Raw genomic sequence first — 13,008 nt, 5'->3', positions numbered from 1 at the left:
GTTTTTCCAGGCAATCAGACAGCCGAGCAGGATGAAGGCGCCAGGCGGCAGCAACGCCAGCAGGAAACCGGGATAGTCAGCCGGCAGCAACTGCAGGGGTTGCAGCCCCGGAAAAACCATGTCGATCCCGGCCAGCAGCGTACCGCCGCCGATCAGCTCGCGCAGTCCGCCGAGCAGCGCCAGCGTCCACAGCATGCCGATGCCCATGCAGACGCCGTCGAATGCCGCCTGCAGCGGCGGGTTCTTGTTGGCGAAGGCTTCGACACGCGCCAGCACGATGCAGTTGGTGACGATCAGGGGAATGAAGATGCCAAGAACCAGGTACAACTCATGCAGTTGGGCGTTGAACAGCAGATCGACCACGGTCACCAGCGCTGCGACGATCAGAATGAAGACCGGGATGCGAATCTCGTGCGGGATCAGGTTGCGCAGCGATGCCACGGCGACGTTGGCGATGGCCATGACGATGATCGTCGCCAGCGACAGCATCACGCCGTTGACCAGATTGGTGGTCACGGCGAGCAGCGGACAGAGGCCCAGGATCTGCACCAGGCTGGTATTCTGGTGCCAGACGCCGTTGGCACCGATCTGGCGGAATTCCTCGCGACTGATCATTTCCCTCCTCCTGTGGCAAAGAGTTGCCGGCGATTCTCGGCAACGTAGTGTAAGGCCTTGTGCACCGCCTTGATCACGGCGCGTGGCGTGATCGTTGCCCCGACAATCGAGTCGAAACGTCCGCTGTCCTTTTTGACCCGCCACTCGCGGTCGGCGACCGTTGCCAACGAGAGGCCGTCGAACTGACGGATCCACGGATGCTCCTTGTTCCGGTCCTTCCTTGGGTCGATGTAGTCGCCCAGGCCCGGTGTCTCCTTGTGTTGGGTCACGCGCACGCCGAGCAGCGTGCCGTCGGCGGTGACGGCGATCAACAGGCGGATCTTTCCGGAATAACCATCGGGAGCCACCGCTTCGAAGACCAGCGCACTGGCCTGACCAGCCCGCCGTGCCAGGTAGGCAGTCGACGCCTCGTCGGCACCCAGTGCGGGGTCGGGCGGCAGTTGTAAACGGTCGCTCAGCAAGTCGTTATCGTAGAGTTCGCGCGGCAGCACCTCGCTGATCAGCTTCATTTTTTCCTCGGCGGCGGCGGCCTCGATCGCCGGCCGGGTCCACAGGAAAACGGCTGCCAGCAGGCTGGTGAACACCACCACGAAGATCAGCAGGATGACCGCCGTGCGCATCGCCATCCTGGTCGCACTGGGTGTCCTGTGCAGAAGTTTCATCGCTCGTTCTTCATCCCGAAGATCGGTGGCTGTGTGTACATGTCGATCAGTGGCACACAGAGATTCATCAGCAGCACGGCAAAGGCGATGCCGTCAGGGTAGCCGCCGAAAACGCGGATGAGGTAGGCCAGCACACCGGCGGCAAAGCCGAAGATCAGTTTGCCCCGGCTGGTCGTCGACCCGGAAACCGGATCGGTGACGATGAAGAAGGCACCCAGCATGCTGCCGCCGGAGAACAGGTGGAAGAACGGATTGGCGAACTGCTGCGGGCTCCAGATCCAGAGCACAGCGGCCAGCAAAAACAGGCTGCCGAGGAAACCGAGCGGCGCCTGCCAGCTGATGATCTTCTTCTGCCACAGCCACAGACCGCCGACGAGATAGCCGACCGAGACCCATTCCCAGCCACGCCCGGCGAAGTTCCCGAAAACCTCCTGCGTCGCCAGAAGGGTCGGCACGTCGACCGTGCCCTCGCCGAGTTTCAGAGCCGTCTTGAGCGCGTCAAGCGGAGTTGCTCCACTCATCACGTCGATGCGCGGGATGAGACCGGCAATCAACTTGAGCTGCTCGACCAGGGTCAGTTTGAGGCCGAGTGCCGGCCATTGCGACATCAGGGCCGGAAACGAAACGATGCACACGGCAAAGGCGATCATCGCCGGATTGAAAGGATTCTGACCGAGCCCGCCGTAGAGGTGCTTGGCAACGACGATCGCGAACAGCGTGCCGCCGACGATCAACCACCACGGCGCCAGCGGCGGAAAGGCCAGGGCAATCAGCCAGGCGGTGACGACCGCACTGCCATCGCTCAAGAACAGGCCTTGCGGCTTGCCGCGCAGCCAGAGCATCAGCGCTTCTCCAGCCAGCGCGGCGACCGTGGCGATCAACAACTGCAAGACGATGCTCGCGCCGAGTAGCCAGATATAAGCGGCAATGCCTGGCAACAGGCCGATCAGCACCTGCAGCATCACCCGCCGCACGCTGCCTTGCCCGAGCACATAAGGGGGCGTCGAGAACACCATCATTCCGCTGCCCGCCGCGGTTGGTTTCCTGCGTCCGGCGGCGACTCGGCCTGCAGGTTGGCGCGGCGCGCCTCGATGGCGGCGATTTCGCGCTGCTGCTGAGGAGTGAGTTGTTCGGTATTTCTCGGCTGTACGGCAGCGCGCTGGGCGCGGGCACGTTCCATCGCCGCGACGATGGTCGCTTTCTTCAGCGCATCGGCATCGACCGGAGTGGGGGCAATGGCCGGCTCGCTGGCAACGGCACTGGCAACGCCCGGTTCCGAGACCGCGACCGGCGGGCTCGCCGCGACGCTGGCCGGCTTGCGTTCGCTGCTCCTGGTAGTGGCGGCCCGGGCCAGGCGTTCGGCCTTCTCGGCCTGTTCCCGCTCGGCCCGTGCATTGCGCAGTTCGAAGCGGGCCTTGGCAGCTTCGGCAGCCTGTTTCTCGCGCTCGCGCGACCAGATTTCACTCTTGGCAAAACGAAAGTACTGCACCAGCGGAATGTGCGACGGGCAGACATAGCTGCAGCAGCCACATTCGATACAGTCGAAGAGATGATACTCCTGCGTCTTGCCGAAGTTCCTGGCGCGCGCGAACCAGTACAACTCGAATGGTTGCAGTTCGTGCGGACAGACTTCGGCACAGGCGCCGCAACGGATGCACGGCATCTCGGGCGGACGCGGCGGAAACAGCGTCGGCGAACCGGCGATGACACAGTTGGTGGCCTTGATCACCGGCGCAGCGAGGTCCGGGATCTCGAAGCCCATCATCGGCCCCCCCATCAGGTAACTGCTGGTGTCGGCTTTCGGCTGGCCAAGCGCAACCAGATTGCGTAGCGGCGTCCCGAGCCGAACTTCCCAGTTGCGTGGCTGCAGGACGTTGCCGGTCAGCGTGACGATGCGCGAGATCACGGGCTCGCCGTAGGCCAGCGCCCGATACGCGGTATAGGCGGTGGCGACGTTGAAGCACTGCACGCCGAGTTCGGTCGAGCGCTTGCTGGCCGGGACTTCCTTGCCGGTCAGGACGCGGATCAGTTGCTTGGCACCGCCGGCAGGGTAGCGGGTGGGAACGGCGACCACCTCATGATCCTCGCCCAGCCGCTGCACCGCTGCCTGCATTGCCGCGACGGCTTCCGGCTTGTTGTCCTCGATGCCGATCAGCACTCGCCTGGCGGCCAGCAGCTCACGAAAGATCGCGCTTCCGCGCACGATTTCCTCGGCGCGCTCGCGCATCAGCAGATCGTCGCAGGTCATGAAGGGTTCGCACTCGGCCCCGTTGATGACCAGTTGTTCGACGGCGACGGAGCTGGCCGCGGTGAGCTTGGCGTGGCTCGGAAAGACGGCGCCCCCAAGGCCGACGACGCCGGCATCGCGCAGCGCTTCGCGGACGCGCTCGGGCGCCAGGCTCCGGTAATCGAGCGGCGTACGCGCGATCCATTCGTCACGACCATCCGGCGCGATGACCACGGTCAGCGTCGGCAGACCCGAAGGGTGCGCCGCCACATGCTGCTCGATCGCCAGAACGATGCCGGAAGTCGGTGCATGCACGGCCGCCGACATCCAGCCGTCGGCACCACCGATCAATTGCCCTTTCAGTACCTGCTCGCCGGCCTCGACGAGCGGGTTCGGCGAACCGCCGATGCTCTGGTGCAAGGGCACGTACAGACGCTCCGGCAGTGGTGCCTGGCCGATCGCTTGCTGCACAGACGGGGCCTTGTTGGTCTGCGGTTTGACACCGCCCTTGAAACCGAACAGGTGCTGGAGCATTGCTGGCAACTCAGGCGGCGCGCTTGATTTCGATCACCGGGTATTTCCACTTCCAGTTATCGAGATTCTCGGTGATCGGCTGCATGTGGATGCACTCGACCGGGCAGGGTTTGATGCACAACTCGCAACCGGTACACAGCGGTTCGATGATGGTGTGCATCTGTTTGGCAGCGCCGACGATGGCGTCCACCGGGCAGGCCTGGATGCACAGGGTACAGCCGATACAGGTCGTCTCGTCGATGATCGCCACCTGTTTCGGCTTCTCCTCGACTTCCAGCGGCTTGACTTCGCGGCCGAGCAAATCGGCGAGCTTGCGCACGCCGTCCATGCCACCCGGCGGGCACAGGTTGATGTCGGCCTCACCGGCTGAAATCGCCGCCGCGTAAGGTTTGCACCCCGGATAACCGCATTGGCCGCACTGCGTCTGTGGCAGGATGGCTTCGATTTTCTCGACCAGCGGATCGCCTTCGACCTTGAATTTGATCGACGCGTAGCCAAGCGCGGCACCGAGCACGAGGGCACCGAGCGCCATGATCAACAGCGTGCTGATCATTGATACTTGTCCAGTCCGGCAAAGCCCATGAACGCCAGGCTCATCAGGCCGGCGGTCACCATGGCAATCGCCGTTCCCCGAAAATGGGTCGGCACATCGGCCCCTTCGACGCGTTCGCGGATACCCGCAAAGAGCACCAGAACCAGTGAGAAACCAATGGCACAGCCGGCACCAAAAAGCAGGGACTCGACAAAGTCATGCTTGTTGGCAACGTTCAGCAAGGGGACGCCGAGTACCGCACAGTTGGTCGTGATCAGCGGCAGATAAATGCCGAGCACCTGGTGCAGCAAGGGGCTGGTCTTCTGGATCACCATCTCGGTGAGCTGCACGATGGCGGCGATGGTGAAGATGAAGGAAAGGGTCCGCAGATATTCGAGTCCGAACGGCATCAATAGGTAGTGATCGATGACGTAGCTGGCACCGGTCGCCACAGTGAGCACGAAAGTGGTCGCCGCGCCCATGCCGAACGCCGTCTCCAGTTTCTTGGAAACCCCCGTGAACGGGCACAGCCCGAGGATTTTCACCAGCACGACGTTGTTCACGAGGACGGCACCGACAATGATGAACAGGTAGTGAGTCATGTTCCGCTTACCCTGAAAGTCGCGCTGGCGACTGACGAATCTCCCCATCGCCAGCGAGTGGGAGATGGGCGGGGTTGGTGGAAACGTTCATGGTTTTCATGATCCGGGGGGTCTGAGCAGCGACGACCGTTGGGCAGGAGGCAACGGGGTCCGGGGCGCCGCGATTATCCCCCGGCCAGTGTGTCCATTCAACCACGTTGCCAACCACGCCATGCAAAATCAAACACGGCGCTGGCCGGCGATCGCCGCGGCCACCTCGCCAACCAGCCCAGGGCCGCGGTAGATGAAGCCCGTATAGAACTGCACCAGGCTGGCACCGGCAGCGATCTTCTCGGCCGCGTCGGCACCACACAGGATGCCGCCGACGCCGATGATCGGCACTTCACCGGCCAGGGCGAGCGACAGTTTTTTCACCACCGCGGTGGACATCGCCCGCAGCGGCGCACCGGACAGACCGCCTGCCTGTTCGGCATTCGCCAGGCCGGCGACAGCGGCCCGCGAGAGCGTGGTGTTGGTGGCGATGACGCCCTCCATCCGGTGCTGGCGCAACAGGTCGGCAATCGCCTGGATCTGCGAATCTTCGAGGTCCGGAGCAATTTTCAGGGCCAGCGGCACATATCGGCCATGGCGGTCGGCGAGCCGCGACTGGGCGCCTTTCAGCCGACCGAGCAGCGCGTCGAGCGCGGTGTCCTGCTGCAGTTCGCGCAGGTTCTTGGTGTTCGGACTCGAAATGTTGACCGTCACATAACTGGCGACGCCATAAACGCGCTCAAGACAGCTCAGGTAATCGTCGGCGGCGTTCTCGATCGGGGTATCGAAGTTCTTGCCGATATTGATTCCGAGAATTCCGCCGGTACGAGCGAAGCGTGAACGGGCGACATTGGCCAGCAGCTTCTCGACGCCATCGTTGTTGAAGCCCATGCGATTGATGATCGCCTGCCGCTCCGGAATGCGGAACAGGCGTGGCTTCGGATTGCCGGGCTGCGCACGCGGGGTCACGGTACCGATCTCGATGAAACCGAAACCGAGGGCGGCCAGAGCATCGATATGTTCGCCGTTCTTGTCGAGACCCGCCGCCAGGCCGACCGGGTTGGGAAAAACCAGTCCCATCACCTGCCGCGGGTCCGGCGGCACCGCGGCAGCAAGCAGACAGCGCGCGCCCGTGGCGTTGAGGAAATCGACGCCGCTCATCCCGACAAGGTGGGCGGTTTCGGGGTCGAGAGCGAAGAAAAAGCGACGTAAAAAAGGATAGAACATGCCGGCATTTTACCGCATCGCAGCATGCCGCGCGTGCCCGGCAATGTCGGCTCTCTGGCGAAATCCCGTCCGGACTTGCCAGGGGTCCGTTGCAAGGCATCGGGCGGCCAGTGAAGCCCAGCGGCAAGCGTCGGTATATCCCGAGAGAAAGGAGGATTGCCGGTGTACCGATGAGATCACGGTTCATGCCATACTTGCGCTTGCCGATGACGATCCGCCAACATTGCGCTGCCCGCATACCCCGTGGCGGCGGCCGCAACGACCAGGATGCGACACCCCTTGCGGCTGATGATCGCTCTCCCTGGGCAACAGGGGCACTGCGCAAAAACCACGTACCGCCCACCGTTCAGCCCCTCACAGGGGCTGTGCAACTATCGATGAATTCTTACAGGAAATCAGGCATGGCCCGCGCTGCTTTCTTCCGCTGTGGTCACTTGGCAACCGCCATGGTCCTGCTGCTTGCTTTCTTCTCCACCCACCTCGCGGCCCGCGACCTGCGTCTGGCAACGACCACCAGCACCGACAACTCCGGTCTGCTGCGCGCCATCCTGCCGCAGTTCGAATGGCAGCAGGGCATCAGGGTGCAGATCATCTCGGTCGGAACCGGCAAGGCGCTCAAGCTGGCCGAGAACGGTGACGTCGATGTCGTGCTGGTGCATGATCGCCAGGCCGAAGAGGCTTTCGTCGCGGCCGGATACGGAGTGAATCGACGCGATGTGATGTACAACGATTTCGTCATCGTTGGCCCTGCCAGCGACCCGGCCACACTACGCGGCGGCAGGGAGGTACTCGAGGCCTTTCGCCAGATCGCCGCCAGGCAGGCGCGTTTCGTTTCCCGCGGTGACGATTCGGGAACCGAACGGATGGAAAGAAGCTATTGGCAACAGCTCGGTATTGCCACCAAGGGAGCGCCATGGTACGTCTCGGCCGGGCTTGGAATGGGCGAGGTGCTGACCATGGCCGGCGAGATGCAGGCCTACACGCTGACCGACCGGGCCACCTTCGCCAGTTACAAGACCCGCACCGGCCTCGCGATTCTCGTCCAGGGTGACCCGCGCCTATTCAATCCGTATGGCGTCATCGCCGTCAATCCGAAAAGGTACCCGGAGATCCATTTCGCCGGTGCCATGGCGCTGATCGAGTGGCTGAGCAGTGCCGCCGGGCACTCGGCGATCAGTGCCTTCCGGCCGAACGGCGAGCAGCTGTTCTTCGTCACGCCGGCGAGGTAAGCGCCCTGGGACTTCTCGATGCCAGCGAAGCGGCGCTGCGCCTGCTGTTTTCCGGCGATCCCGAGCTGTGGCTGATCGTCGGCGTTTCGCTGTCGGTGACGCTGCGCGCGATGCTGATCGCCATGCCCCTGGGTATTGGCATCGGCTATCTGCTGGCAACGCTGGAGTTCCCAGGCCGACGACCACTGATCGTCCTGACGCAGGGACTGCTGGCGTCGCCGACCGTGGTTGTCGGTCTGATCCTGTACCTGCTGCTTTCCCGCCAGGGGGTCCTGGGGCAGCTCCAACTGCTGTTTACCCAGACTGCGATGGTCATTGGCCAGATACTGATCGCCCTGCCGGTGCTGATTGCCTTCTCGCTCTCCGCGATCCAGGGCGCCGATCCGCGCGCCCGCGAAACCGCCGTCGGGCTCGGCGCATCGGCTCCGCGCATCGCCTGGACGATGCTCGTCGAAGTGCGCTTTGCGCTGATGGCAGCGGTCTGCAGCGCTTTTGGCCGGGTCGTCTCGGAGATCGGTTGCTCGCTGATGGTGGGCGGCAACATCGCCGGCGTGACGCGCAACATCCCGACGGCGATTGCGCTCGAAACCAGCAAGGGCGAGTTCGCGCAGGGCATTGCCCTGGGCATCGTCCTCCTGGTCGTGGCCCTGGGAATCAATTCGGCTTTCGCCTTCTTTCAGGGAGAGTCACGGCGATGAGCCTGCTCGGGGTGTCCACGCTGACCAAATCGTTCGCGGCACGACGCCTGTTCTCGATCGATGAGCTGACGCTACTGGCTGGCGAAAGCTACGTCCTGACCGGTGAGAACGGCAGCGGCAAGTCCACCCTGCTGCGTATCCTGGCCGGCATCGAAGCACCAGACAGCGGGTTCGGACACTACCAGGAACAGCGCTTCGACTGGCGGCCCTATCCCGACTGGCTGCGCCGGCAAGTGATCTACGTGCATCAGCAACCCTACCTGTTTCATACCAGTGTCGCCGAAAATATCGCTTATGGGCTGCGTGCCAGAGGCATCGAAGCGAACGAACGGCAACGGCTGGTCGCGGCAGCGATTGCCTGGGCACGCCTGACGCATCTTCTGGCAATACCGCCGCAGAAGCTGTCCGGAGGAGAAAGGCAGCGCGTGGCCATGGCACGTGCCTGGGTACTGAAACCGAAGATATTGCTGCTCGACGAACCGACGGCCAATCTCGATGCCGAATCGCGGCGGCAAACCATCGACCTGCTGCGCGGCTTCTGTACGGCCCGGACCACGGCGGTGATCGCCTGCCATGATCGCGACCTCATCGAGCTGCCCGACATGCGTCGGCTGGACCTGATGGGCGGTCGGCTGCACGTCTGAACATATCCCGTGCTGCCCGATGACGCTGAGAGCACGGGTTCGGCAACGAGAGTCCAGGCTTCGGACACCGGTTTGAGGCCAGCACGCGGCACCAGATCAACGCTCCGTCCGAACAACGCGGATAGCTCGCGCTGCGCGGCTTTATCGCGCAGCGTCCAGTGGACCGCAAAGTGAGGCGAAACCGGGCGTTTTATTAGCGTAACGCGATGTGCAACTTTCAATGAGCTTGTCCTGCCCTACCGGTTTTCACAAACCGGAGTCGGCCATGCCCATCGAAACCTTCATTGTCACGGTCTACTGCCTTGTTTGCGAGGCTCTGAACACGGTCGTTCGGCGGGAATCCGCACAAGCGAGGGTTCCCGCCAAAATTGTCGGATGCTGAGGCCCTGACGAAGGCCTTAGGCCTCGCCGCTAAGCGCCTCGCGGTGCGACAGCACGAAGCCACATTCGCTCAACTTGCTCGGTCATGTTCTTTGGAAGTAGTTCAACTTCTCGATGACAACCTCCATATACTCTAAACAGTTCGTCCGCAAAAGCCTGCCCGATCTCCTGCACGTCCGCAAAGTCAAGAATTACCGTCCGAAAGCGATCAAATCGTGCAATCAGCCTTTTAGCTTGTGAACGTGATACTAATTGTTCGTCACCAAATCGTGCGAGTTTCATCGGAACAATGGTCTTCGAAAAGTCGTAATCCTCCGGGGCATCGGTGAACTGGGAGTAGACTTCTGCCACAGTTCGACTCGAGTTCAGTGCGATCCGCATGAAGACCGCCGTGCCATCGGGGAAGACACCCGGCGCTTCCCGTAGCCAATCGTGAGGTGAACTCGCGTCGTGATTGAATTGCAGTCCGTTTGCGCTGATCTCGAAAGAGTCAAACATCCTCGAGGTGAAGAAGACCCCTTCTCCCGTGTGTCTGCTTGGGTCCGTAGTCAGTTTCCCCTTTGCCAACTCAAAGAGCGCCTGTCTCATGTCGGGCAGGCCCAGTGCCGCTGTAATCTTCGCGAATATTCCGACACCATTGTCTGAGATGATGATTCGGAGCGTGCTCTCGTCTTGACTCGTCCAGATAAAGACCGACTGTCCCGCCGAGTGGTCAATGGCGTTGTTCACCATTTCAGTAAAACCGTGGCTCGCTATGCTATGAATGTTTGGGGTCAGGCTGAAGTACGGCCTGAAATCTCTTTCCCAGGCAATGTGCTCTTCAAGACCGGAGAGCGGGTACAGGCGCGCGAACCTTCGCTTGTACCCGGGGCTGAAGACAGGATGAGTTGAAGCTCCGCTTCGAGCTATCCAACCCTCCCGCTCAAGGCGCTGGATATACTTGTTCGCAGCGACACGGGATATGCCCAGCCGATCAGCGTAGTGCCGGGTGAGGTCGCGCGGGTGTTCGGTAACGTCTCTGGTGACCGTCCGGACCAACTCTTCGAATCTTGAGGGTTTCGCCATTGCCTAGGTTGTGAACCAAAGGGAGGCCAATTGTAAACTTAAGGCTCCCACGCTGTAAACTATCGCTGTGGCGATCCTGGGACGCGCGAGAAGCGTCGCCTTGAACCAGGGTCCCTTTCCTCCACCGGCGTTACCCGGCTTCATCGGTACTACGGACCCCTCCGCCACCCCGCCGAACCCGGTTCGACTCTCGCGAGTCCCCAGTTGATGCCTGTCCACCATCCGGCGGGGCTTCCCGTGACTGCTTACATACCGGGGCGGCCATTATGCTGCACGGTATTTCCTCCACAACATGCCACCCCTGCCACCCCGGAAGTCGATGCCGCCACTTCCGTTATTTCAGCGACATCCAGCGGACTTCCCCTTCAGACCAGAGAGTCGGCTTCTCCAGTTAGTGTGACGAGGCTACGTCCAGGTTCACTTGCGTTGCGGACTGCTGCTTTGCCCTGGGAAACTGACGACCTCCGATGACTCGAACGCTGCTTCCCGGTGCTGGAAAGGCGTACGGACAACTCCTTTCACGGGACTTCAACCCGCTGGATATACCACCGATATCGGCGAACGGTCTGTCCCCTATTGGTTCTGCGACCGAGGGGTTGGGCGTCGGCTTGCGGCGGCACCGAAGCGGTTGCATAATGGTGCCTTTGACGTAGAGGTAACCATGCCAACGACCATTACGCTAAAGGGCATTCCAGACGATCTGTATGCCAGACTCAAGTCAGCGGCCGATGTTAACCATCGAAGCTTGAACAGCGAGGTGATCGCCTGCCTGGAGAGTGTGCTGATGCCGCGTAAGGCAACTCCAGCGCAGCACCTCGCAGCGATCCGAGCCATCCGGGCGAGGCTGCCACAGGATGGCTTCGACCATGCGGAGATCGATGCGTTGAAGAAGCAGGGACGGCCGTGATCGTTGTCGATACGAACGTTCTGGCCTATCTCCTGATCCCTGGGCAGTACACGGAATCGGCAGAGCGACTCTTGCTGGACGAGCCAGAGTGGGCTGCGCCCCTTCTCTGGCGAAGCGAACTGCGGAATGTCTTGGCGACGTATGTGCGATCAAAGCGGCTCGAGGTTAGCGATGCCCTCGCGTTGCACCGGCGCGCGGCGGATCTCATTGGCGCCGAGGAGTACGACCCTGAAACCTCGGACGTCCTTCGATTGGCAAAGGCAAGCGGCTGCTCAGCCTACGACTGCGAGTTTGTCTCTGTCGCCGAGTACCTGGACGTGAAGTTGGTGACAGCGGACGCGAAGCTGGCGAAAGCCTTCAAGACCCGGGCGTTGCTGCTTTCCGACGCCTAACGTCCAAATTCAGCGGCGAGCGAAGCGAGTCCGCTGCAATGAAGAGTTGGGCACTGGGGGTACAGACGGTGGAGGCACAAATGGGTGCCCAGCCGCAATATGCTCAGCCTCTGATTTCTTCAGGTCTTCATAAATTGCACGCGGGTCGTAGCCAAACTTGGCGGCGTGGGTATCTCGAATGGCTCGTACTTCATCGACGATTTCGTCATTCAACATTTTCTTCTCCAAGAAGTTCTTCCGGGGTGCAGATAAACGGAAGGAACAAACCAACCTGTTCCAAGTAAGCAGCAATGCCTCTTTGTACCTCTGGGTTTGCAATGTGCCGACAGTTCCATGTCACTCGATGTTCAAGTTTTTTCCGCTTGCTTTCCCGAGAGCTTTCAAGTTATCGCTTTCGGAGTGATTTGCGGCTGTCGGCAGAGGACTTCGGTAACATGACCATCCTCCCCCAAGGATGCTGCCATGTTTTCCGACGCCCTGCCATTCGCTAGCAATTATGTCTGCGAGCTTTCAGATGAACTGCACCGACGGTACGCTGGGCGTTCCCTGGGGAAGACGCAGCAGGGTTGGTTGAGTTATTGCCTGACGGGCCTGCTGCTGACAGGCAGCCTGTGCTGGGCGGCTTTTGAGCGAACGGGTCTGGGAAGCTACCGTGTTGGCGCGCTGTCCTGGATGTTCCGCAGTTCCAAACTACCGTGGTCCGGGTTGCTTCAAGCGAGCGTCAGTCTGCTGCTACGCTGGCACAAGCTTCCGCAGGGTGTGCTCGTGGCGGACGACAGCGACCATCGCCGAGCCAAGAGCACGACGTGCATTTACGGTGCACACCAGGTGTTCGACAAAAAGACTTCGGGCTATTTCAATGGCCAATGCCTGATATTTCTGATACTGGTTACCGATCAAGCGACTTTCCAGGTGGGGGTGCGTTTTTACCGGCCAGACCCTGCGCAGCGCGCTTGGCGTCAAGAGAATGCGCGCCTGATCAAAGCCGGCATCCAGGCGGCGGATCGGCCGAAGGCCCCTGCACTCAATCCGGACTATCCAGGCAAGGCCGAGAGGGCCCTCTCGCTAATCGAAGAGTTTTGCACAAACCACCCCGATTTCATCGTCAAGACTGTGCTTGCTGATGCTTTCTTCGGCACCCGGACTTTCATGGACGCTGCCTGCGCGAAGGCCAAGTGCACGCAGACCATCAGCCAACTGCATGCCGACCAACTCGTGGTATTCCGAGGCCGGAAGATGAGCGGAGAGGTGGCCCCGTTTGTT

Annotated in this window: 15 protein-coding genes; 6 read left to right on the top strand and 9 right to left on the bottom strand. The window is 61.5% G+C overall.

Features of this window, described 5'->3' with window-relative positions; all coding sequences use genetic code 11:
* From AW06_RS07660 to AW06_RS07630, 7 genes are all read right to left on the bottom strand, one after another.
* The coding region (locus AW06_RS07660) for an electron transport complex subunit E (RefSeq protein ID WP_034948145.1) at positions 1 to 615 on the bottom strand (615 nt) is incomplete at its 3' end.
* Complete coding sequence (gene rsxG, locus AW06_RS07655) at positions 612 to 1,277, bottom strand: electron transport complex subunit RsxG (RefSeq protein WP_034948142.1); 666 nt, start codon at positions 1,275 to 1,277, stop codon at positions 612 to 614. The genes rsxG and AW06_RS07660, both read right to left, overlap by 4 nt.
* Complete coding sequence (locus tag AW06_RS07650) at positions 1,274 to 2,293, bottom strand: RnfABCDGE type electron transport complex subunit D (protein ID WP_034948152.1); 1,020 nt, start codon at positions 2,291 to 2,293, stop codon at positions 1,274 to 1,276. Before AW06_RS07650 ends, rsxG begins: the two co-directional genes overlap by 4 nt.
* Entirely contained in the window at positions 2,293 to 4,038 is a 1,746-nt protein-coding gene (gene rsxC, locus AW06_RS07645) for an electron transport complex subunit RsxC (RefSeq protein ID WP_034948139.1), read from the bottom strand. The genes AW06_RS07650 and rsxC overlap by 1 nt, the downstream gene beginning before the upstream one ends.
* Before the next feature lie 10 nt (positions 4,039 to 4,048).
* A complete protein-coding gene (gene rsxB, locus AW06_RS07640) occupies positions 4,049 to 4,591 on the bottom strand; it encodes an electron transport complex subunit RsxB (RefSeq protein ID WP_034948137.1) in 543 nt (180 codons plus the stop codon).
* On the bottom strand, positions 4,588 to 5,172 hold the full coding sequence (rsxA, locus tag AW06_RS07635) for an electron transport complex subunit RsxA (RefSeq protein WP_034923122.1): 585 nt from the start codon (positions 5,170 to 5,172) through the stop codon (positions 4,588 to 4,590). Before rsxA ends, rsxB begins: the two co-directional genes overlap by 4 nt.
* A gap of 219 nt (positions 5,173 to 5,391) precedes the next feature.
* Positions 5,392 to 6,429, bottom strand: coding sequence for a quinone-dependent dihydroorotate dehydrogenase (locus AW06_RS07630; protein WP_034948134.1), 1,038 nt, complete (start codon positions 6,427 to 6,429; stop codon positions 5,392 to 5,394).
* Between the two features lie 446 nt (positions 6,430 to 6,875).
* Here AW06_RS07630 and AW06_RS07625 point away from each other — a divergent pair, with 446 nt between their 5' ends.
* Genes AW06_RS07625 through AW06_RS07615 form a run of 3 tightly spaced genes read left to right on the top strand, consistent with a single transcriptional unit; the run spans position 6,876 to position 9,000 of the window.
* Positions 6,876 to 7,658 carry a substrate-binding domain-containing protein gene (locus AW06_RS07625; RefSeq protein ID WP_273704494.1) on the top strand — a complete coding sequence of 261 codons (783 nt, stop codon included), beginning with the start codon at positions 6,876 to 6,878 and terminating at the stop codon, positions 7,656 to 7,658.
* Between the two features lie 5 nt (positions 7,659 to 7,663).
* Entirely contained in the window at positions 7,664 to 8,356 is a 693-nt protein-coding gene (locus AW06_RS07620) for an ABC transporter permease (RefSeq protein ID WP_034948150.1), read from the top strand.
* Entirely contained in the window at positions 8,353 to 9,000 is a 648-nt protein-coding gene (locus AW06_RS07615; RefSeq protein ID WP_034948128.1) for an ABC transporter ATP-binding protein, read from the top strand. Before AW06_RS07620 ends, AW06_RS07615 begins: the two co-directional genes overlap by 4 nt.
* Before the next feature lie 411 nt (positions 9,001 to 9,411).
* Here AW06_RS07615 and AW06_RS07610 read toward each other — a convergent pair whose 3' ends face one another.
* Positions 9,412 to 10,113, bottom strand: a complete 702-nt coding sequence (locus AW06_RS07610; protein ID WP_273704493.1) for a DUF4325 domain-containing protein — start codon at positions 10,111 to 10,113, stop codon at positions 9,412 to 9,414.
* Between the two features lie 994 nt (positions 10,114 to 11,107).
* On the opposite strand from AW06_RS07610, the gene AW06_RS07600 reads away from it, so the two are divergent.
* Positions 11,108 to 11,353 carry an Arc family DNA-binding protein gene (locus tag AW06_RS07600; protein ID WP_034948119.1) on the top strand — a complete coding sequence of 82 codons (246 nt, stop codon included), beginning with the start codon at positions 11,108 to 11,110 and terminating at the stop codon, positions 11,351 to 11,353.
* Positions 11,350 to 11,745: a type II toxin-antitoxin system VapC family toxin gene (locus AW06_RS07595; RefSeq protein WP_034948115.1), complete on the top strand. Its 396-nt coding sequence runs from the start codon at positions 11,350 to 11,352 to the stop codon at positions 11,743 to 11,745. Before AW06_RS07600 ends, AW06_RS07595 begins: the two co-directional genes overlap by 4 nt.
* 9 nt (positions 11,746 to 11,754) lie before the next feature.
* Here the strand turns inward: AW06_RS07595 and AW06_RS20130 are convergent, their stop codons facing one another.
* The gene (locus tag AW06_RS20130) at positions 11,755 to 11,961 is read right to left on the bottom strand and encodes a hypothetical protein (RefSeq protein ID WP_248594859.1); all 207 of its coding nucleotides are present in this window, start codon (positions 11,959 to 11,961) and stop codon (positions 11,755 to 11,757) included.
* A 246-nt stretch (positions 11,962 to 12,207) separates the two neighbouring features.
* Here AW06_RS20130 and AW06_RS07590 point away from each other — a divergent pair.
* Positions 12,208 to 13,008: transposase (locus AW06_RS07590; RefSeq protein ID WP_034948148.1), on the top strand; the 801-nt coding region annotated here is incomplete at its 3' end.

The organism is Candidatus Accumulibacter cognatus (assembly GCF_000584975.1).
GTDB classification, from domain to species: Bacteria; Pseudomonadota; Gammaproteobacteria; order Burkholderiales; family Rhodocyclaceae; genus Accumulibacter; species Accumulibacter cognatus.
The sequence above is the reverse complement of the archived record's forward strand: the minus strand, read 5'-3'. Positions and strand labels throughout refer to the sequence as shown.